Here is a 19361-nt window from a genome sequence, read left to right on the forward strand (position 1 = left end):
GTGTGCCGGAGCCCCCGGGTCAGCGTTCGGCGGTGACGTCCCGGTCGCTGACGTCCACCGCGCGCGCGGCGCGCTGGTGCCGGACCCCGACGAGCACGACGACGGCGGTCAGCACGAGGGACAGGAGGAGTTCCAGCCGCTGGCCGGGCAGCACGACCATGAGGACGAGCACGACGGCGATGAACGCCAGCGCCGCGTACGTGAGCCAGGGGAACAGCCACATCCGCACCGCCGGGCGCACGCCCTCGGCGTCCAGCCGTCGCCGCATCGACACCTGCGACAGCGCGATGATCGCGTAGATGACGAGGGCGAGCGCGCCGCTGGTGGCCAGGAGCATGCCGAAGATCTTCTCCGGCAGCAGGTAGTTGCCCAGGACGGCGAGGAACCCGACGGCGGTGGAGATGAGGATCGCCGGGTACGGCACCCCGCGGCCGGAGACGTGGGACAGCCAGGCGGGGCCGTCGCCGCGGCGGGACAGGGAGAACACCATCCGCGAGGCCGTGTAGAGCGCGGAGTTCAGGCAGCTGGCGACGGCGGTGAGGATGACGATGTCCATGATCGTCGCCGCGCCCGGGATGCCGATGGACTGCAGCGTCGTCTGGAACGACCCGTCGGCCTCCAGCTCCGGGGAGTTCCACGGGACGATGGCCACGACGACGAAGATCGACAGCAGGTAGAACACCGCGATGCGGCCGATGACGGAGTTCACCGCGCGCCGGACGCCCTTCTGCGGGTCCGGGGACTCGGCCGCGGCGATGGTGACGATCTCGGTGCCCATGAAGCTGAACATCGTCAGCAGCATGCCCGCCAGGACGGCGGAGAAACCGTTGGGCAGGAACCCGCCGGCCAGGGAGAGCCCGGGTGTCCCGCTGACGTCGGAGCCGGGCAGGACCCCGGTGATCGCCAGCAGACCGACGACGATGAACCCGACGATGGCGACGACCTTGATGCCGGCGAACCAGAACTCGAACTCGCCGTAGTTCCCGACGCTGGCCAGGTTCGTCGCCGTCAGCAGCAGCGTCACCGCCAGGGCCCAGACCCACTGCGGGGCGCCGAGCCAGCTGGAGAGGATGTTGGCGGCGGCGGTGGCCTCCACCGGGATCACGAGCACCCAGAACCACCAGTACAGCCACCCGACGCTGAACCCGGCCCAGCGGCCGAGGGCGCGGTCGGCGTAGGTGGAGAACGACCCCGTGTCCGGTTGGGCCGTGGCCATCTCCCCCAGCATCCGCATGACGAGGACGACGAGGGTCCCGGCCAGCGCGTAGGACAGCAGCACGCCGGGACCGGCCTCGGCGATGGCGTTCTTGGACCCCACGAACAGGCCCGCGCCGATCACCCCGGCGATGGAGATCATCGTGATGTGGCGGGGTTTGAGCCCCGTCCCGAGTCCGTTGCCGGACTGCTCGACCGTCTGCACGACGCCTCCTCGAACCGTGGGTGGGTGGTGCTGGGCGCGCAGCAGAGTAGCGTCCGGGGACATGAGCCCGCGAACCATCGCGACCGCGCGTCGCGTCGAACTGCCCGAACTGCTCGACTTCGTCCGGCCCCGGCACAACGTCGTGCTGTCCACGTTCCGGGCCGACGGCTTCCCGCAGTCCTCCCCCGTGACCGCCGGCGTGGACGAGTCGGGGCGGATCGTCGTCTCGACCTACCCCGACCGGGCCAAGGCCAACAACGCCCGCCGCGATCCGCGCGGATCGGTCCTCGTCCTGTCGGACGACTTCGGCGGCGCGTGGGTGCAGGTCGACGGGGAGTTCGAGGTCCTCGACGGGGAGGAGGCCGTGGAACCCCTCGTGGAGTACTTCCGGTGCATCTCCGGGGAGCACCCCGACTGGGACGAGTACCGCCAGGCCATGCGGGACCAGGGCAAGTCGCTGCTGCGGCTCACGATCACCCGCTGGGGTCCCGTCGCCACCGGCGGGTTCCCCGCCCGGCTCGCCGGCTGAGGACCCTCACCGGTCCTGACGCACCGGGTCCTGGCTCACCGGTCCTGCAGGTTCGCCTCCACGGCCTCGAGGAGGCTGAGGTCGACCTCGACGTGGTGGTCGGCGCGGGCGTGCTCGGCGACCTGGTCGAGGATGTCCTGGCGGTCGGTCCCGGTGAACTCCCGGGTGCAGCCGGGGACGACGTCGCCGCAGCGGAAGGCCTTCACGCGCCCATCCTCCAGCCCGAACGTCCGCCCGGCGCGGTGGACGCGGGGCCGCAGGTGGCGGCCAGCTCCAGCACGAGGTCCTCGACCCCCACGACCCCCACGTAGCGGCCGGCGGCGTCGGTGCACACGAGCGGGTCGAAGCGGACGTCGGCCGAGCGCGCCACGGCCCGCGCGGCGACGTCGGTCACCGTCGTCTCCGGCGCCACCGTGACGTCGACCGTCTGCACGCGCGGCAGCCCGCCGGGCCGCTGGGAGGGGAGCACCAGCACGCGGGGCACGTCCTCGCCGTCGACGACGACGACCGGGGCCGACTGCTCGGCGACCGAGCGGACCGCGTCGGTCACCGACCGGTCGGTCTTGGTGCGCCGGGTCAGGTCCCGTGCGCGCCGCGCGGCCCCCACCGCCGGACGCGGGGGCGGGACCCCGTCGCCGACGTGCAGCAACCGGCGGGCGTCGGCGTCGAGGTCGACGAAGTCCGCCCCGGGCCGGGCCAGCAGGAACCCCTGCACGAGCGGGACGCCCATCCCGCGCAGGACGTCCAGCTCGTCGACCGTCTCCACGCCCTCGGCGATGATCCAGGCGTCCAGCCGGCCCGCGCACTCCCCGAGGAACTGCACGAGGGAGCGCTTGACGAGGTCGTGGTGCAGACCGCGCACGAGCTGCAGGTCGACCTTGAGGATCTCCGGGCGCACGACCGCCATCCGCAGCAGCCCCGAGTGACCGGTGCCCACGTCGTCGAGGGCCACCAGCGCGCCCCGGGCGCGCAGCAGCTGCAGGGGTCCGGCGAGGTGTCGCGGGTCGCAGTCGGCGTGCTCGGTGAGTTCGAGGACGACACCGGTAAGGTCGTGGGAGAGCAGCACGTCCATGACCCGCTGGTCGGCCAGGGAGGTGGGGCTGGCGTTGACCGTCAGGAACGTCCCCGCGGGCAGCTGGGGCAACAAGCGCAGCGCCGCCGTCAGCACGACGCGGTCGAGGTCGGCGTCGCGCCCCAGCGCCCGTGCGGCGCGGAACCACTGCTCGGTGGGCACGTCGGAGGCGAAGCGGCTGAGCACCTCGTACCCGGCCACCCGCCCGGCCGCGACGTCGACCACGGGGTGCAGCACGAGGCGCAGGGCGTCGGGGTCGGCGCAGACCGCGTCCAACCTCCGGTGCCACCTGCCCCGGTGCGCCACGTCACCCGCAGCACCCATTGCCCACCCCCTCGTCCGGGACCCCGTCACGGTCGCTCCCCGTAGCTGTTCCCGACCACAGCGTCGTTGAATCCTCCCCCCTGGAGCGCCCGAGTGAGTGCCCTGTGAGGATCCAGCGTCGTGTCGCGGAGCATATAGGGGTAACCGCGTGGTCACACGCTGCTCACGCGTTGAACCGTCCGACACCTCAAGGGTTGCCACCGCCGGGTCGATGCCCTGTCGGTGACGACCCGACCGCGCGCCCTCCTGCGCACCACGCTCGCCGCGACGCTGGCGGCCACCGTCCTGGCCGGCGTGGCAGGGCCCGCGAGCGCCGACCCGGGTCGCACGGCGGCCCAGGCGCGCGCCGACGCGGCGGCCGCGGCGAGTGCGGCGCAGGCGGCGGGGGTGGCGGTGCAGCAGGCCCAGGAGGCGCTGACGCGGTCGACGGCGGCCGTGGGGACGGCGGTGAGCGAGAGCGTGCAGGCGCAGGTCGAGGCGGACCGCTCGGCGGCGACGGCGCGCCGGGAGAAGGCGGCGGCGACGGCGCGGGCGCGGTCGATCTACATGGACGGGGCGCTGGGCGCGGGGACGCTGGGCGCCCGGCGCGGGCTGGCGCTGCTGGCCTCGGCGGTCTCGGGGGCCGACCCCGCGGTGGCCGAGCGGGCCTTCTCGGCGGTGCGGCGCGAGGACCGGGCGCAGGTCGCGGCGCGGGAGCAGGCGGCCACGAGCGCCCGCGAGCGCGCCGAGAGCGCGGCGTCGGGGGCGACGTCGGCGGTGGCCTCGCTGCGGGACGTGGCGGCGCAGGTGAGCCGCGCGGACGACGCGCTGCAGCTGGCGCGGTCGCGGGTGGAGGCGTTGCAGGGGGAGGCGGTGCGGCTGCAGGCCGCGGAGGACGCGGCGGCGGCGCTGGCGGCCGCGCAGGCCGCCGCGGCGGCGCTCAACGCCTCGGCGGCCGGGCGGGCGGCCACGGTGCACGCCCGGGGCGTGCCGGCCGACTACTCCGACCTGTACGTGCGGGCTGCGGCGACGTGCGCGGGCATGCGCCCGGAACTCCTGGCGGCGGTGGGGCAGGTCGAGAGCGGGCACGGGGTGAACACCGGCCCGAGCTCGGCCGGTGCCGTGGGTCCCATGCAGTTCATGCCCTCGACGTTCGCCACGTACGCGGTCGACGGGGACGGGGACGGGGAGACGTCGGCCTCCGACCCCGCGGACGCGGTGTTCAGCGCGGCGAAGTACCTGTGCAGCAACGGGGCCGGGCAGGGCCGGGAGGCGGAGGCGTCGGCGGTGTTCCGGTACAACCACGCCGACTGGTACGTGCAGATGGTGCAGCGGGTGGCCGACGAGCTGGCGGCGCAGGGGTTCGGGAGCTGAACTCCGTCCCTCCCCCGCGCCGCCGGACCGTCAGGTCTCCTCGCGCTGCAGGACGGTCAGGCCGCCGATCGTCTTGACCTCGATGCTCTTGATCTGCGACGGCGTCCAGGACGTCGCGCCGCTGAGCTGGGCGTCGTGGCCGGGCACGGCGGTCCAGGTGCCGATCTGCTGGGTCTTCCCGTCGGTCCCGCTGACGTAGAGGGCGTACTGGTAGGGCTCGGCGGTGGACGCGGCGGCGTAGGCGCAGACGAGGTCGACCTTGGTGCCCCAGCCGACCTCGGTGAGGGCCACGGTGGCGGTGATGGGCGTGCTGACGACCGGGTCCATGGGCAGCGGGGTGCCGGCCTGCGGGGTCCCGGCCGGGTCGTCCCCGCCGAGGCCGCCGAGTCCGCCGGTGACGACGGTCGCCACGAGGGCGGCGGCGGCGACCAGTCCGCCCGCGAGCGCCGCGCGGCGGGTGCGGCGCCGGTGGCGGACGGCGCGCAGCAGCCCGGGCAGGACGGTGTCGGGGACACCGGTGCCTTCGCGCAGGGCGGCCTGCGGGTCGTCCTCGGTGAGGGCGTCGACGACCTCGCGCGGGGTGCGGGACAGCAGTCCGGGCAGTCCGGCGAGTTCCTCGACGCTGCGGCGGCAGTCGGCGCAGCCGCGCAGGTGGCGTTCGAAGTCGGCGCGTTCGGAGGGGCACAGGGCCCCCAGGACGTACGGGCCGGCGGTCGTGGCGTACGGGTCGGTGCCGACGCCGTCGTCGCCGTGCCGGTGCTCGTGGTCCCGGTCGCGGTCGTGCTGGTGGAACGGCTGGCTCATCAGCGGCTCACCCCCATCTCCTGCAGGGCCAGTCTGAGGTTCATCAGGGCGTAGTGGGTGCGGGACTTCACGGTTCCCTCGGGGATGCCGAGGGTGCGGGCCGCGTCGGCGACCGAACGGCCGGCGAAGTAGCACTCGCGCAGGACGGCGCGGTGCTCGGCGGACAGCCGGGTCAGGGCCTGGGCGACGACCCACTGCTGCAGGACCTGCTCGGACTCGTCGACGACGGCGCGGTCGGGGACGTCGGCGTGGACGCTCTCGCGGCGGTTGCGGGCCGAGCGCCAGTCGTCGATGACGAGCCGGCGGGCGACGGTGAACAGCCACGCGCGGGTGGAGCCGCGGGCGGGGTCCAGGGACTCCGGGTGGCGCCAGGCCCGCAGGAGCGTCTCCTGGACGATGTCCTGGGCGCTGACGCGGTCACCCGTGAGGGAGACGACGTAGGCCCACAGGGCGCCGGCGTGCTCGTCGTGCAGGGCACGCACGAGCTCCTCGTCGGCATCGGTCACCGCTGGTCCCTCCCGTTCCTCGTCCTGGTCGTGGCGCCTTCTCGAGGACACCACGAGGCAGCCGGGGAAACGGTTCGACACCGCCCCTAGGTTGGTCCGGGTGGACGAAGCGAACGGTCCGGCGCCGCACGATCCGGCGCCGCACGGTCCGGTGCCGCACGGTCTGGTGCCGATCAGCCAGGTGCCGGAGGACCCGGTGCCGGTGCCACCGGCGCTGCGGCCGGTCCTGACCCGCTGGGGCGCACCGCCGCACGCGCGGGAGCTGCCCGCGGCGTGGGTGAACGCGGCGGGCGGGGTGACGTTCCGCGTGCAGGGCAGGGCCGGGACGGTGTTCTGCAAGTGGGCGCCGGCGGGGGTGGCGCTGGACCTGGCCGGGGAGGCCGTCAAGGCGCGGTGGGCGGCGCGGTGGCTGCCGGTGCCGGAGGTCGTCGAGACCGGGGCCGACGCGAGCGGGTCGTGGCTGCTCTCGCGCGGGCTGCCGGGCCGGTCGGCGGTCGAGCCGGACTGGATCGCCCGTCCGGAGGTGGCGGTGCCGGCGCTGGGCCGGGCGCTGCGGCGCTGGCACGAGGCGCTGCCGGTGCGGGAGTGCCCGTTCGACTGGTCGGTGCCCTACCGGCTGGATCGGGCGGTGCAGGACACCTCGGCGCTGCGCGAACCGCCGCCGGTGGACCGGCTCGTCGTGTGCCACGGCGACGCGTGCGCCCCGAACACGTTGCTGGACGACGCGACCGGCGACGCCGTGGCGTGGGTGGACCTGTCGGGCGTGGGGGTCGCGGACCGGTGGGCGGACGTCGCGGTGGCCACGATGAGCCTGGACTGGAACTACGGGACGGGGTGGCAGGAGGTGTTCCTGGGCGCGTACGGGGTGGCGCCGGACCCGGTGCGGACGGCGTACTACCGGGCGCTGTGGGACGTCGGCCCCTGACTGTTGCGGGACCGTGTCCCGCTGGTGGGTGGAGCCGTGTCCGGCGCCGGGGTGCGGACGGGCTACCGTCGCGGGGTGCGCAGTGAGTTGTCCCGGTTCCTCGCCGAGCTGTCCTGGCCCCGCCCCCACGCACCCGCGTTCGACCCCGAGGCCGCTCCCGGTGACCCGGTGGAGCTGTTCGAGCGGTGGCTGCGCGAAGCCGTCGCGCACGACGTGCCCGCCGCGCACGTGATGACCCTGGCGACCGTCGACGTCGCCGGCCGTCCCGACGCGCGGGTGACGCTGCTGGAGGACGTCGACGACCACGCCTTCTGGCTGGCGGCCAGCGAGACCAGCCCCAAGGGCAAGCAGCTGGGCCGGGTGCCGGTGGCGGCGCTCGTCTTCCACTGGCCGCAGCAGGGTCGGCAGGTGCGGGTGCGCGGGACGGTGCGCGCCGCCGACGAGGCGCGGACGACCGCGGCGTTCGAACGGCTGTCCGCGCACGCGCGCGCCGAGGCGCTCGTGGACCGGCAGAGCCGCCCCCTGCACGACGAGGTGTACCTGTCCGACGCCCTCGGCGACCCCAGCGAACTGCTCCAGCTGGAGGAACCCGGCGCGGCCTCGGCCCCGACGTGGCGGTTGTGGGGTGTGGACGCGGGGCGGATGGAGTTCTTCCAGGCCGACCCCGAGGGCCACCACCTGCGGCTGCGCTACTCCCGCCACGAGGGCGGCGGCTGGGAGACCGAGCTCCTCCGTCCCTGAGGTCGGGTCAGACCGCCCGGGCGGCGTACCGGCCCTCGCGGGCGCTGACCTCCAGCGCCAGCCCGAACGTGTCGGACAGCGACGGGGAGGCGATGGTCTCCGCCACGGGGCCCGCGGCGACGACCTGCCCGCCGCGCAGCAGCAGCGCGTGCGTGGTGCCGACGGGGATCTCCTCGACGTGGTGGGTGACCATGACCGGGGTCGGGGCGTCGGGGTCGGCCGCGAGCGCCGTCAGCCGCCGCAGCAGGTCCTCGCGACCGCCGAGGTCGAGGCCGCCGGCGGGTTCGTCGAGCAGGAGCAGTTCCGGGTCGGTCATGAGGGCGCGGGCGATCTGGGTGCGCTTGCGCTCCCCGTCCGAGAGGGTGCCGAAGGCGCGGTCGGCCAGGTGCGCGACGCCGAGCAGGGCGAGCAGGTCGGCGGCGCGGGCCTCGTCGTCGGGGTCGTACTCCTCGTTCCAGCGGCCGGTGACGCCGTAGGCGGCGGTGACGACGACGTCGCGGACGCGTTCGCGGTTCGGGACGGCGCCGGCAAGGGCGGTGCTGGCCAGGCCGATGCGGGGGCGCAGTTCGAAGACGTCGACGCGGCCCAGGACCTCACCGAGGATGCCGACGGTGCCCGAGGTGGGGAACAGCCGGCCGGCGGCGATGGACAGCAGCGTCGACTTGCCCGCGCCGTTGGGCCCCAGGACGACCCAGCGCTCCCCGCTGCCCACGGCCAGGTCGACGGCGTCGAGCAGCACGCTGCTCCCCCGCCGGACGGTCACCGCGGACAGGTCCAGCACGTCGCTCATGGTCGCGACCCTAACGAGTCGTATCCTCGCGCCTGTGCTGGACCTGCCCCGCTCCGCGCGGTTGGCCGCCTGGGGCACGGGCGTGCTGACCGCCGACGTCCCCCTGGCCGCCGCCGTCGCCGCCGTGCTGCGCGACGACGAACCGCACACCGTGCGGTGGGAGGGCGAGGCGCTGCCCGGGGTGCGGTCGGTCCCCGACGACGTCACGACCCTGCTGGCCGGGCTGGCCGAGTGCGCGACCGGGTCGGGTGGGTCCTCGGGTGGGTCCTCGGGTGGACGGTTGCTGCTGGCGCTGCCGGTGCCCGGTGACCCGCGCGGGCTGCCCGGCCCCGCGGACGTCAACGTCGCCGCCCTCGAGGCCGGCGAGTGCGTCGTGGCCGAGGTCGACGGTCACGAGGGCCGCTGGGCGTTCGTCCCGGAGGTCGTCGAGTTCGGGTCCGTCCTGGAGCCGGGTGCCTTCGTGAGCTGGACCGCGCACTCCGCGGCCCCGCGCCGGGTTCCGGAGAGCTCCAGCGTCGCCGAGTCCGAACGGGAGCTGCGGGTGGCGCTGTCGACGGCGACGCAGGCCCTGGCCAGCCTGGACGTGGCCCGCTGGCGCGAGGAGGCCGCCGACCGGATCGCCGCCGTCCGCGACGGGGCGCTCGTCCCGGACGCGGTGCCGCCGGCGACGTCGCCGCGGGCGATGCGGGTCCTGCAGACGGCCGCGCGGGTGCTGGCGATCGTCGACCTGGCCACCGAGGACGACGGCGCGGCCATCACGAGCCTGGAGGCCACGTCGCGGGCCGTGGCGCTGCGCGAGGTCGGTGCCGTGGCGCGGCGGGCGCTGGTGGCGGCCGTCAACGCCCACACCGAACCCGCCCGCCCCTAGCGCTCGTCCCGTCCCGTCCTGGCGCGCGGCCGGTGGCGGGATCTGGACGGGACGTGTCCGTCGCGAGGCTCACGGACCGGGCCGTCGTCGGTCACGATGACCCGGTGAGCTCTCCCGTCGGTGTGCGCCCCGTCCGCCTGCGCTCCGTCCACCCCGCGTGGGCCGTCGCGGCCGTCACGTTCGCGACCCTGCTGGCCGCCGGCGCGTTCCGCTCGGTGCCGGCCACCCTGCTGCAGCCGGCGGGCGCGGAGTTCGGCTGGTCGACGGCGAGCGTGTCCGCCGCGGTGAGCGTGAACCTCGTCCTGTACGGGCTGATGGCGCCCTTCGCGGCGGCCCTCATGCAGCGGTTCGGGGTGCAGCGCGTCGTGGCCGTGGCGCTGCTGCTGGTGGCGGCCGGGTCGGCGGGGTCGGCGTTCGTCACCGACCGCTGGCAGCTCGTGGCCACCTGGGGCGTGCTCGTGGGTCTGGGCACGGGGTCGATGGCGATGTCGCTGGCGGCCACCGTCGTCGGCCGCTGGTTCACCGCCCGCCGGGGTCTGGTGACCGGGGTCCTGGCCGCGGCCGCCTCCGCCGGGCAACTGGTGTTCCTCCCGCTGGTCGCGGCGCTGGCGCAGGACCACGGCTGGCGCACCCCGTGCCTGCTCATCGCCGCCGTCGCGGCGGCCGTGGTGCCGCTGGTCCTGCTGCGCCTGCACGAGCACCCCGCCGACCTCGGGGTCACCCCCTACGGCGGACCGCTGCCGGAGGCCGGACCCTCGCGCCCGCTGGGGGCCGTGGGCGCGCTGCGGCTGGCCGTGCGGCACCGGGCGTTCTGGTTCCTGGCCGCCGGGTTCGCCGTCTGCGGGGCCACGACGAACGGTCTCGTCGGCACCCACTTCGTCGCCGCCGCGCACGACCACGGGATGCCCCCGACGACGGCCGCGTCGCTGCTGGCGCTCGTGGGGTTGTTCGACGTCGCCGGGACGATCGCCTCGGGCTGGCTGACCGACCGCGTCGACCCGCGGCTGCTCCTGCTCGGCTACTACGCGCTGCGCGGGTTCTCGCTGCTGCTCCTGCCGGGGTTGCTGGCCCCGGGGGTGGAACCGGCGACGTGGGTGTTCGTCGTGTTCTACGGCCTGGACTGGATCGCGACCGTCCCCCCGACGATCGCGCTGGCGCGCAAGCACTTCGGTCTCGCCGGCCCCGTCGTGTTCGGGTGGGTGTTCGCCTCCCACCAGGTGGGCGCCGCCGTCATGGCGTTCGCCGCGGGGGTCCTGCGCGACCGGACCGGCGCCTACGACAGCGCGTTCTGGGTCGGCGGCGTCCTGTGCCTCACCGCGGCGGGGCTGTCGCTGCTGGTGGCAGCGCCGCGAGCGCGCGGTTCTCGGCCGGGAGCCGGAACCCCAGCAGCAGCACCGCGTTGAGGACCGTGAAACCGGCCGCGGTCCACCAGCAGGACCCCACGAGCGGCAACGCGAAACCCTCCACGACGACGGCCACGTAGTTGGGGTGGGTGAACCACCGGTAGGGCCCGCGGGCCACCAGCGGCAACCCCGGCACGACGACGACGCGGGTGTTCCAGCGCCGCCCCAGCGTCCCGATGCACCACCAGCGCAACGCCTGCGAGGCCAGGACGAGGACGAGCATCGGCCACGCCAGGGCCGGCAGCACGGGCCGGTCGGCCACGTGCGCCTCGAGGAGGCACGCCACCAGCAGCCCCGTGTGCAGGGCGACCATGGGCGGGAAGTGGCCCCGGCCGCTCTCCACCCCGCCGCGGGCGAAGGACCAGCGGGCGTTGCGCGTGGAGACGACGAGCTCGGCCAGCCGTTCCAGCCCCGTCGCGACGACGAGGACGACGAACAGGACGCTCACACGCGCTCCAGCAGGACGGTCTCGGTGCTGACGCCGGGGCCCACGCCCAGGAGCAGGGTCCGTTCCCCCACCACCGCCGGGGTGCGGGCCAGCACGTGCAGGACGGCCGAGCTCGACAGGTTCCCCACGTCGGCCAGCACCTCGCGCGACACGTCCAGGGCGTCGGCCGGCAGGGCGAGCGCGTCCGCGACCGCGTCGAGCACCTTCGGGCCCCCGGGGTGCACGGCCCACCGGTCGACCCCCCGGTCCTCCCCCCGGCCGGCCAGGAACGCGGCGACGTCACCGCCGACGTGCCGGTGCAGCACGTCCGGCAGCCCCGCGGACAGCACGATCCGCAGCCCCCGCGACCCCGCCTGGAACCCCAGGGCGTCGGTGGAGTCCGGCAACAGCCGCGAGACGTGGTCCAGGACGGCCCACCCGGGCCGGTCCCCCGCACGCTCGGCGCCCGCCACCACCACCGCGGTGGCCCCGTCGCCGAACAACCCGCTGGCCACGAGGTTGGCCACGGACGTGTCGCTGCGCTGCAACGTGAGGGAGCACAGCTCGACGCTGACGAGGAGCCCGACCTGTCCCGGGTGCCCCACCAGGTGGTCCTCCAGCCGCGCGATGCCCGCCGCCCCCGCCACGCAGCCCAGGCCGAACCCCGGCCAGCGCACGACGTCGCGCCGCAACCCGACCCGGTCCACGAGCAGGGCGTCCAGCGACGGGGCCGCGACCCCGGTGACCGTGGTGAAGAGCAGGACGTCGACGTCGGCCGGCGCCAGCCCGGCGCTCGCGAGCGCCCCCTTGACCGCACGCTCGGCCAGGTCGAGCCCGACGTCGGCGAACACCGCGCCCGCGGCGTCGAAGGCGTCGGGACGGCGGGCGAGGTCGGCGTACTCGGCCAGCGGCAGCGCCAGGTGCCGGGTGCGGACGCCGGCGTTGGCGTGCAGGCGGTGCAGCAGCTGCCGGCGCGGGCCGGGTTCGGTGAGCAGGAGCGCGAGCTCGGCCGCGATCTCGCCCTGCTCGTGCCGGTGGGCGGGCAGGACCGGTTCGACGGCCAGCACCCGTGACGCCCGGGACGTCGCACGTGGGTCCATCGGCGCAGCCTCGCACCCCGTCCTGGGGACTGCTCGTGCGGGGCGGCTACCGTCGAGGACGTGAAGATCGTCCTGCCGGGGGGCACGGGTCAGGTCGGGGCGCTGCTGCGCCGGACGTACGCCGGACGCGGGCACGACGTGGTGGTGCTGTCCCGCCGGCCCGAGCAGCTCGAACCGGGGGTGCGGCACGCGGTCTGGGACGGCCGGACGCTGGGACCGTGGGCGGCCGAGCTCGACGGCGCCGACGTCGTCGTGAACCTCGCGGGGCGCACGGTGAACTGCCGCTACACCGACGAGAACCTGCGCCAGATGATGGACTCGCGGGTCGAGTCGACCCGCGTCGTGGGGCAGGCGGTCGCCGCCGCGGCCCGGCCGCCGTCGACGTGGCTGCAGATGAGCACCGCGACGGTCTACGCCGACACTCGGGGCCCCGCGCACGACGAGGACGGCGAGCTCGGCGGGGAGGAACCGCACGTCCCCCTCTACTGGGAGTACAGCGTGCGCATCGCGCGCCGCTGGGAGCAGGCCCTGGCCGAGGCGGACACCCCCCGCACGCGGAAGGTGGCGCTGCGGGCGGCGATGGTCATGACGCCCGACCGCGGCGGGGTGTTCGACGTGCTCTCGACCATGGCGCGGCTCGGCCTCGGCGGCCCGGTCGCCGGGGGCGGGCAGTACGTGTCGTGGATCCACGGCGACGACGTCGTGCGGGCCCTGGACTTCCTCGTGGAGCACCCGGAGCTGTCCGGTCCGGTGAACCTCGCCGCGCCGCACCCGCTGACGCAGGCCGAGACGATGCGGGTGCTGCGCCGCACGTGGGGCCGGCCCGTCGGTCTGCCGGCGACGCGGTGGATGGCCCGGGCCGGGGCGCTGGCACTGCGCACCGACGCCGAACTGCTGCTGAAGAGCCGGCGCGTCGTGCCGGGGCGGTTGCTCGGGGCCGGGTTCGCCTTCGCCCACCCGACGTGGCCGGACGCGGCGGCCGACCTCGTCGCCCGCCGCCGCGCCCTCTGACCGCCGCTCACAGCACGGAGCGGTAGACCTCCAGGGTCCGGTCGGCGATGGCGTCCCAGGAGAACTGCTCGACGGCCCGGGTGCGGCCGGCCGCGCCGTACGCGCGGGCCCGGTCGGGGTCGGAGACGGCCTCGGTGAGGGTGGCGGCGAGGTCGGCGACGAAGCGGTCGGGGTCGACGGGGGCGCCGGTGCCGTCGGTGACCTGCTCGATGGGCACGAGCCAGCCGGTGGCGCCGTCGTCGACGACCTCGGGGATGCCGCCCGTGGCGGTGCCGACGACGGCTGCGCCGCAGGCCATCGCCTCGAGGTTGACGATCCCGAGGGGTTCGTAGACCGACGGGCAGACGAAGACGGTGGCCTGGGAGAGGTGCTCGAGGAGTTCGGCTCGCGAGAGGTGCCGCTGCAGCCACACGACGCCGTCGCGGGTGCGCTGCAGCTCCTCGGTGAGCGCGGCGACCTCCGCGGCGATCTCGGGGGTGTCCGGCGCGCCGGCGCACAGGACGAGCTGGACCTCCGGCGGCAGCTGCGCGGCGGCCCGCAGCAGGTGCGGCAGCCCCTTCTGCCGGGTGATGCGCCCGACGAAGACGACGCTGGGACGGTCGGGGTCCACCCCGTTGGCGCGCACCAGGTCCCGGCCCTCGACGCGGTTCCACTGGGCGGCGTCGATGCCGTTGTGGACGACGTGGACGCGGGCGGGGTCCAGCGCGGGGTAGGAGCGCAGGATGTCCGCGCGCATCCCGGCGCTGACGGCCACGACCGCGGCGGCCGCCTCGAACGCGGTCCGCTCGGCCCAGGAGGACACGCGGTACCCGCCGCCGAGCTGCTCGGCCTTCCACGGCCGCAACGGTTCCAGGCTGTGCGCGGTCACGACGTGCGGGACGCCGTGCAGCAGCGAGGCCAGGTGCCCGGCCATGTTGGCGTACCAGGTGTGGGAGTGCACCAGGTCGGCGCCGCCGGCGTCGGAGGCCATCGCCAGGTCCACCCCGAGGGTGCGCAGGGCCGCGTTGGCGCCCTCCAGCGTGGCCGGTTCGGGGTAGGCCGTGGCGTCGGGCTCGGTGCGCGGCGCGCCGAAGCAGCGCACCTGCACCTGCGGGCCGGTCGGCACGGCGCGCAGGGCCTTGACCAGCTCGTCCACGTGGACGCCCGCGCCGCCGTAGACCTCGGGCGGGTACTCCTTGGTGAACAGGTCGACACGCATCGCACGTCCTTCCCGGAAACCGCGCTGCAGGAGAGCGCATCAGCCGCCGTGTTGAGCCCGGTGATGGGCAAGCCAGGGTACTGGGCCCTAGTCTGCCCCTCGTGGCCACACCGAACGTCCTCGCAATCGTCCTCGCCGGCGGGGAGGGCAAGCGGCTGATGCCACTCACGGCCGACCGGGCCAAGCCCGCGGTGCCGTTCGGCGGCACCTACCGGCTCATCGACTTCGCCCTCTCGAACCTCGTCAACGCCGCCTACCGCAAGATCGTCGTCCTGACGCAGTACAAGTCGCACTCCCTGGACCGGCACATCTCGCAGAACTGGCGGATGTCGAACCTCTTCGGCTCCTACATCGCCTCCGTCCCGGCTCAGCAGCGCGTCGGGCAGCGCTGGTACCTCGGCTCGGCCGACGCCATCTACCAGTCGCTCAACCTCATCAGCGACGAGCGTCCCGACATCGTCGTCGTGGTCGGCGCCGACCACGTGTACCGCATGGACTTCTCCCAGATGGTGGAGGCGCACATCGCCTCGGGCTCGCCGTGCACCGTCGCCGCGATCCGCCAGCCCATCTCCCTGGCCGACCAGTTCGGCGTCATCCAGACCGAGCACGGCTCCTCGCGCATCGCCGAGTTCCTCGAGAAGCCCAAGGACCCGCAGGGCCTGGACGACTCCCCCCACGAGGTCCTGGCCTCCATGGGCAACTACGTCTTCGACGCCGACGCGCTCGTGGACGCCGTCACCCGCGACTCCGAGCGGGAGGACTCCAAGCACGACATGGGCGGCGACATCGTCCCCGACTTCGTCAGCCGCGGTCTGGCCTCGGTCTACGACTTCAAGGACAACGAGGTGCCCGGCGCCACCGACCGCGACCGCGCCTACTGGCGCGACGTGGGGACGCTGGACGCCTACTTCGAGGCGCAGATGGACCTCATCTCGGTGCTGCCCGTCTTCAACCTCTACAACTACGAGTGGCCCATCGTCGCCGCCCAGGACTTCTACCCGCCGGCCAAGTTCGTCCACGGGTGGCAGGGCACCTACGGCCACGCCGTGAACTCCATCATCAGCCAGGGCACCGTGGTCTCCGGTGCGCTGGTGGAGAAGTCGATCGTCTCCCCCAACGTGCGCCTGGACTCCTGGGCGCACGTGTCCGAATCCGTCCTCATGGACGGCGTCACGGTCGGCCGGCACGCCGTGGTCCAGCGCGCCATCGTCGACAAGTTCGTCACCATCCCCGACGACACCCGCATCGGGGTCGACGCCGAGGAGGACCGCGCCCGGGGTTTCCACGTCACCCCCTCGGGCATCACCGTCGTCGGGAAGGGACAGACCATCTCGTGAGCACGCCAGCACGCATCGGCATCCAGCTGCAGCCCCAGCACGCCCAGTACCCCGCCATCCGCGCCGCCGCGGCGAAGGTGGAGGAGATGGGCGCGGACATCGCGTTCAACTGGGACCACTTCTACCCGCTCTACGGCGAACCCGAGGGTCTGCACTTCGAGTGCTGGACGATGCTCGCCGCCTGGGCCGAGGCCACCAGCCGCATCGAAATCGGTGCGCTCGTGTCCTGCAACTCCTACCGCAACCCCGAACTGCTCGCGGACATGGCCCGCACCGTGGACCACGTCTCGGCCCACGACACGGGAGCGGGCCGCCTCGTCCTCGGCATCGGCTCGGGCTGGTTCGAGAAGGACTACGACGAGTACGGCTACGAGTTCGGCACCGCCGGCGGCCGCCTCGACAAGCTGCGGGACGACCTGCCGCGCATCGAGTCCCGCCTCGGCAAGCTCAACCCCGCGCCCACCCGCAAGATCCCCGTCCTCATCGGCGGCGGCGGGGAGAAGAAGACGTTGCGCCTCGTCGCCAAGCACGCCGACATCTGGCACACCTTCGGCGACGTGGAGACGTTCACCCGCAAGTCGGCCGTCCTGGACGAGCGCTGCGCCGAGATCGGCCGCGACCCCGGTGAGATCGAGCGCTCGGTCGGGGTCGAGAACGTCGAGGAGGCCGAGGCCCTCTTCGCCGCGGGCGCCCGCCTGTTCACCATCGGCGTCGGCGGACCGGACTACGACACCGCCGTCCTGGCCGACCTGCTCGCCTGGCGCGACGCCAAGAACGCCTGAGGTCGCCCGCGCGTTCGGCCACACGGTCGGCCACGAGCCGCCCGGAACCCTCCCGGTAGGGTTCCGGGCGTGCCCCCCACGTCCCCGGACACCTCGCACGACACTGCGCACGACAGCGTCCTCGTCACGGTCACCGGGCCGGACCGCCCCGGCGTGACCTCGGCGTTGTTCGCCGCCCTGGAACCCACCGGCGCCCACGTGCTCGACGTCGAGCAGGTCGTCGTCGGCGGGGTCCTGACCCTGTCGGTCCTCACCAGCCACGCGGACGCCGTCCGCGCCACCATCGCGCCGTTGCGGCTGGAGGGTCTGGAGATCCGCTGCACCGCACCGCGTCCGACGGTCACCGACCGGCCCCGGCGGTTGCACGTCACCCTGCTGGGCGCCCCGCTCCTGCCCGCCGCCGTCGCCCGCGTGACGACGGTCCTGGCCCAGGCCGGCGCCAACGTCGACCGGATCCGGCGGATGTCGGGCGAACCCGTCACGAGCGTGGAACTGGACGTGTCCACCCACGGCAGCGCCCAGGACGTCCTGGCCCTGCGCCGCACCCTGGCCGTCGAGGCGGGCCGCCACGGCCTGGACGCGGCCGTCTCCCCCGCCGGGCTGGCCCGGATGGGCCGCCGGCTCGTCGTCATGGACGTCGACTCCACCCTCATCCGGCAGGAGGTCATCGAACTCCTCGCCGCCCACGCCGGCCGCGAGGCCGAGGTCGCGGCGGTGACCGAACGCGCCATGCGCGGGGAGATCGACTTCGGCGCCTCGCTGCGCGAACGCGTCGCCTGCCTGGAGGGTCTCGACGTCGGCGTCGTGGAGGAGGTGCGCGCCGCGGTGGAACTCACGCCCGGCGCGCGGACCCTGTGCCGGACGCTGCACCGGCTGGGTTTCACGCTGGCGCTCGTCTCGGGCGGGTTCCTGGAGGTCGTGGGGCCGCTGGCGGCCGACCTCGGCATCGCCCACGTCCGCGCCAACCGCCTGCAGGTCGTGCACGGCCGGTTCACCGGCCGTGTGCTGGGGCCGGTCGTCGACCGGGCCGCCAAGGCCACGGCCCTGCGGGAGTTCGCCGCGGCCGAGGGGCTGCCCCTGCACCGCACCGTCGCCATCGGCGACGGCGCCAACGACCTCGACATGATCGGCGCGGCCGGGCTCGGCATCGCCTTCAACGCCAAACCCGTCGTGCGCGAGCAGGCCGACGCCGCGCTCAACGTCCCCTACCTCGACGCGGTCCTGCCGCTGCTGGGCATCACGCGCGAGGACGTCGAGGACGCGGACCTGGCCGACGAGGCGCTCGGCCGGGACTGAGCACCGCGCCGACGAGAGCGGGGACGGGCGGGGCTCAGCCCTGGCGCAGGGCCCACGTCGAGAGCAGGGCGAGCGCCGCGATGAACGCGATCATCACGGCGCCCAGCAGCGCCAGCTTGCGACCGCCGGAGGGTTCGGACACTCAGTGCCCCATCCCGAGGCCGCCGTCGACGGGCAGGACGGCACCGTTGACGTAGCCCGCGTCGGCCAGGAACAGCGCGGCCTGCGCGACGTCGGCGGCGTCGCCGAAGCGGCCCGCCGGGATCTGCCCCTTGTACTGGGCCTGTGTGGCCTCGGGCAGCTCGCGCGTCATGTCGGTGTCGATGAAGCCGGGGGCGATGACGTTGGCGGTGATCCCGCGGCTGCCGAGCTCCCGGGCGATGGAGCGGGCGAGGCCGACCATGCCGGCCTTGGACGCCGCGTAGTTCGTCTGCCCCGGCGAGCCGTACATTCCCACGACGCTGGACATGAAGATGATCCGCCCGCGCTTGGCCCGCACCATGCCCCGCACGGCGCGCCGGGCGACCCGCCAGGCCCCGGCGAGGTTGGCGTCCAGGACGGTGTCGAACTCCTCGTCGCTCATGCGCATGAGGAGCTGGTCGCGGTTGGTGCCCGCGTTGGCGACGAGGACCTCCACGGCCCCCTGCTCGGCCTCCACGGCCGCGAACGCCGCGTCGAGCGAGGCCGGGTCGGTGACGTCGGCGCGGACGCCGAAGAACCCCTCCGGGGGCTCCCCCGAGCGGTACGTCACGGCCACCCGGTCGCCGGCCTGCGCGAACGCCCGGGCGACGGCCAGGCCGATGCCGCGGTTGCCGCCGGTCACCAGGACGCTGCGGGGGGTCCGGGTGGGCTCGGCGTTCGGAGCGGAGGACTCGGTCGTCGTGGTCACGGCGGGGAACGTAACGCATGACACGTCCGCTCCGGTGTGCGGCCCACGGATCCCGGCTTACCGTTGTGAACGTGCACGACCAGCGACGTCACCAGGCACACACACCCACCTCCGACCCCGCTCACCACGGGCACCGGGCCCAGGAGGAGACCTTCCGGATCACCGCGGCTCCCACGTCGCACACCGACGACCTCGGCGTGCGCTACCGCAAGTACGTGGTGTCGATGCTCATCCGCACGGCCTGCTTCCTGTGCTTCGCCTTCATCGACCACTGGACGCGGTGGCTGTTCATCGCCGGCGCCGTCTTCCTTCCCTACATCGCCGTCGTCCTGGCCAACGCGGGCCGGGAGTCGCGGGGCCCCGCGCCGGACTCCTTCGACGTCCAGCCGCAGGCCCCGCGGGAGCCGGAGGTGCTGCCCGTGCTGGAGGCCAAGGTCACCCACGTGTGGTCGCCGTCGGACCCCGGACCGTCCGGACCGGAGCAGCGGCCCGACGTGTGAGGGACCTCACGGGCGGTCGCCGCGAGGTTCCCTGCGCGTCGCCACCCGTTCACGGGTTGGACAGCCGCCCCCGCGGTGCGAGACTG

At 74.6% G+C, this 19361-nt stretch carries 21 protein-coding genes; 11 read left to right on the forward strand and 10 right to left on the reverse strand.

All coding sequences use genetic code 11. The features are described 5' to 3' along the window. Window positions 1-19: 19 nt before the first annotated feature. The gene (locus tag AB0637_RS12120) at window positions 20-1420 is read right to left on the reverse strand and encodes an amino acid permease (RefSeq protein ID WP_366172428.1); all 1401 of its coding nucleotides are present in this window, start codon (window positions 1418-1420) and stop codon (window positions 20-22) included. 61 nt (window positions 1421-1481) lie between these two features. On the opposite strand from AB0637_RS12120, the gene AB0637_RS12125 reads away from it, so the two are divergent. After that, on the forward strand, window positions 1482-1949 hold the full coding sequence (locus tag AB0637_RS12125; protein WP_366172429.1) for a PPOX class F420-dependent oxidoreductase: 468 nt from the start codon (window positions 1482-1484) through the stop codon (window positions 1947-1949). Between the two features lie 35 nt (window positions 1950-1984). On the opposite strand, the gene AB0637_RS12130 is transcribed toward AB0637_RS12125, so the two are convergent. Together AB0637_RS12130 and AB0637_RS12135 are read right to left on the reverse strand one after the other, a co-directional pair. After that, window positions 1985-2155 carry a DUF1059 domain-containing protein gene (locus AB0637_RS12130; protein WP_366172431.1) on the reverse strand — a complete coding sequence of 57 codons (171 nt, stop codon included), beginning with the start codon at window positions 2153-2155 and terminating at the stop codon, window positions 1985-1987. Beyond that, the gene (locus tag AB0637_RS12135; RefSeq protein ID WP_366172432.1) at window positions 2152-3297 is read right to left on the reverse strand and encodes an EAL domain-containing protein; all 1146 of its coding nucleotides are present in this window, start codon (window positions 3295-3297) and stop codon (window positions 2152-2154) included. The genes AB0637_RS12130 and AB0637_RS12135 overlap by 4 nt, the downstream gene beginning before the upstream one ends. A 270-nt stretch (window positions 3298-3567) precedes the next feature. Here AB0637_RS12135 and AB0637_RS12140 point away from each other — a divergent pair, with 270 nt between their 5' ends. Then, window positions 3568-4698: a lytic transglycosylase domain-containing protein gene (locus AB0637_RS12140; protein WP_366172433.1), complete on the forward strand. Its 1131-nt coding sequence runs from the start codon at window positions 3568-3570 to the stop codon at window positions 4696-4698. A 30-nt stretch (window positions 4699-4728) separates the two neighbouring features. On the opposite strand, the gene AB0637_RS12145 is transcribed toward AB0637_RS12140, so the two are convergent. Both AB0637_RS12145 and AB0637_RS12150 read right to left on the reverse strand, forming a co-directional pair. After that, window positions 4729-5502 (reverse strand): zf-HC2 domain-containing protein, encoded by a 774-nt coding sequence (locus tag AB0637_RS12145; protein ID WP_366172434.1) that lies wholly within the window; start codon window positions 5500-5502, stop codon window positions 4729-4731. Next, window positions 5502-6008 (reverse strand): sigma-70 family RNA polymerase sigma factor, encoded by a 507-nt coding sequence (locus tag AB0637_RS12150; protein ID WP_366172435.1) that lies wholly within the window; start codon window positions 6006-6008, stop codon window positions 5502-5504. The genes AB0637_RS12145 and AB0637_RS12150 overlap by 1 nt, the downstream gene beginning before the upstream one ends. A gap of 100 nt (window positions 6009-6108) precedes the next feature. Here AB0637_RS12150 and AB0637_RS12155 point away from each other — a divergent pair, with 100 nt between their 5' ends. Further along, on the forward strand, window positions 6109-6933 hold the full coding sequence (locus AB0637_RS12155) for an aminoglycoside 3'-phosphotransferase (RefSeq protein WP_366172436.1): 825 nt from the start codon (window positions 6109-6111) through the stop codon (window positions 6931-6933). A gap of 75 nt (window positions 6934-7008) precedes the next feature. After that, window positions 7009-7674, forward strand: a complete 666-nt coding sequence (locus tag AB0637_RS12160; protein ID WP_366172437.1) for a pyridoxal 5'-phosphate synthase — start codon at window positions 7009-7011, stop codon at window positions 7672-7674. Between the two features lie 7 nt (window positions 7675-7681). Here AB0637_RS12160 and AB0637_RS12165 read toward each other — a convergent pair whose 3' ends face one another. Beyond that, the gene (locus tag AB0637_RS12165; protein WP_366172438.1) at window positions 7682-8464 is read right to left on the reverse strand and encodes an ABC transporter ATP-binding protein; all 783 of its coding nucleotides are present in this window, start codon (window positions 8462-8464) and stop codon (window positions 7682-7684) included. 34 nt (window positions 8465-8498) lie between these two features. On the opposite strand from AB0637_RS12165, the gene AB0637_RS12170 reads away from it, so the two are divergent. Beyond that, the gene (locus AB0637_RS12170; RefSeq protein ID WP_366172439.1) at window positions 8499-9332 is read left to right on the forward strand and encodes a hypothetical protein; all 834 of its coding nucleotides are present in this window, start codon (window positions 8499-8501) and stop codon (window positions 9330-9332) included. Between the two features lie 104 nt (window positions 9333-9436). Next, entirely contained in the window at window positions 9437-10735 is a 1299-nt protein-coding gene (locus AB0637_RS12175; RefSeq protein WP_366172440.1) for an MFS transporter, read from the forward strand. On the opposite strand, the gene AB0637_RS12180 is transcribed toward AB0637_RS12175, so the two are convergent. Beyond that, window positions 10644-11183, reverse strand: a complete 540-nt coding sequence (locus tag AB0637_RS12180; protein ID WP_366172441.1) for an isoprenylcysteine carboxylmethyltransferase family protein — start codon at window positions 11181-11183, stop codon at window positions 10644-10646. The genes AB0637_RS12175 and AB0637_RS12180 overlap by 92 nt on opposite strands. Further along, the gene (locus AB0637_RS12185; RefSeq protein WP_366172442.1) at window positions 11180-12262 is read right to left on the reverse strand and encodes a type III polyketide synthase; all 1083 of its coding nucleotides are present in this window, start codon (window positions 12260-12262) and stop codon (window positions 11180-11182) included. Before AB0637_RS12185 ends, AB0637_RS12180 begins: the two co-directional genes overlap by 4 nt. Window positions 12263-12322: 60 nt before the next feature. Between AB0637_RS12185 and AB0637_RS12190 the strand changes: the two genes are divergently transcribed. Continuing rightward, on the forward strand, window positions 12323-13273 hold the full coding sequence (locus AB0637_RS12190; protein ID WP_366172443.1) for a DUF1731 domain-containing protein: 951 nt from the start codon (window positions 12323-12325) through the stop codon (window positions 13271-13273). 7 nt (window positions 13274-13280) lie between these two features. On the opposite strand, the gene glgA is transcribed toward AB0637_RS12190, so the two are convergent. Continuing rightward, window positions 13281-14471 carry a glycogen synthase gene (glgA, locus tag AB0637_RS12195; RefSeq protein WP_366172444.1) on the reverse strand — a complete coding sequence of 397 codons (1191 nt, stop codon included), beginning with the start codon at window positions 14469-14471 and terminating at the stop codon, window positions 13281-13283. Between the two features lie 92 nt (window positions 14472-14563). On the opposite strand from glgA, the gene glgC reads away from it, so the two are divergent. From glgC to serB, 3 genes are all read left to right on the forward strand, one after another. Next, window positions 14564-15808: a glucose-1-phosphate adenylyltransferase gene (gene glgC, locus AB0637_RS12200; protein ID WP_366172483.1), complete on the forward strand. Its 1245-nt coding sequence runs from the start codon at window positions 14564-14566 to the stop codon at window positions 15806-15808. Then, on the forward strand, window positions 15805-16590 hold the full coding sequence (locus AB0637_RS12205; protein WP_366172445.1) for an LLM class F420-dependent oxidoreductase: 786 nt from the start codon (window positions 15805-15807) through the stop codon (window positions 16588-16590). Before glgC ends, AB0637_RS12205 begins: the two co-directional genes overlap by 4 nt. Window positions 16591-16659: 69 nt before the next feature. Then, a complete protein-coding gene (gene serB / locus AB0637_RS12210) occupies window positions 16660-17886 on the forward strand; it encodes a phosphoserine phosphatase SerB (protein ID WP_366172447.1) in 1227 nt (408 codons plus the stop codon). A 142-nt stretch (window positions 17887-18028) separates the two neighbouring features. Here the strand turns inward: serB and fabG are convergent, their stop codons facing one another. Beyond that, on the reverse strand, window positions 18029-18775 hold the full coding sequence (fabG, locus tag AB0637_RS12215; RefSeq protein WP_366172448.1) for a 3-oxoacyl-ACP reductase FabG: 747 nt from the start codon (window positions 18773-18775) through the stop codon (window positions 18029-18031). A 71-nt stretch (window positions 18776-18846) separates the two neighbouring features. Between fabG and AB0637_RS12220 the strand changes: the two genes are divergently transcribed. Continuing rightward, window positions 18847-19275, forward strand: coding sequence for a DUF3099 domain-containing protein (locus AB0637_RS12220; RefSeq protein ID WP_366172449.1), 429 nt, complete (start codon window positions 18847-18849; stop codon window positions 19273-19275). Window positions 19276-19361: the final 86 nt, after the last annotated feature.

Source organism: Kineococcus sp. NPDC059986 (assembly GCF_040702905.1).
Lineage (GTDB): Bacteria > Actinomycetota > Actinomycetes > Actinomycetales > Kineococcaceae > Kineococcus.

What these genes read in the sequence shown, in the direction of transcription:
- AB0637_RS12125 (WP_366172429.1), top strand. Translation starts at nt 1,482, where the DNA reads ATGAGCCCGCGAACCATCGCGACCGCGCGTCGCGTCGAACTGCCCGAA.
- AB0637_RS12145 (WP_366172434.1), bottom strand. Translation starts at nt 5,502, where the DNA reads ATGAGCCAGCCGTTCCACCAGCACGACCGCGACCGGGACCACGAGCAC.
- AB0637_RS12165 (WP_366172438.1), bottom strand. Translation starts at nt 8,464, where the DNA reads ATGAGCGACGTGCTGGACCTGTCCGCGGTGACCGTCCGGCGGGGGAGC.
- AB0637_RS12185 (WP_366172442.1), bottom strand. Translation starts at nt 12,262, where the DNA reads ATGGACCCACGTGCGACGTCCCGGGCGTCACGGGTGCTGGCCGTCGAA.
- glgA (WP_366172444.1), bottom strand. Translation starts at nt 14,471, where the DNA reads ATGCGTGTCGACCTGTTCACCAAGGAGTACCCGCCCGAGGTCTACGGC.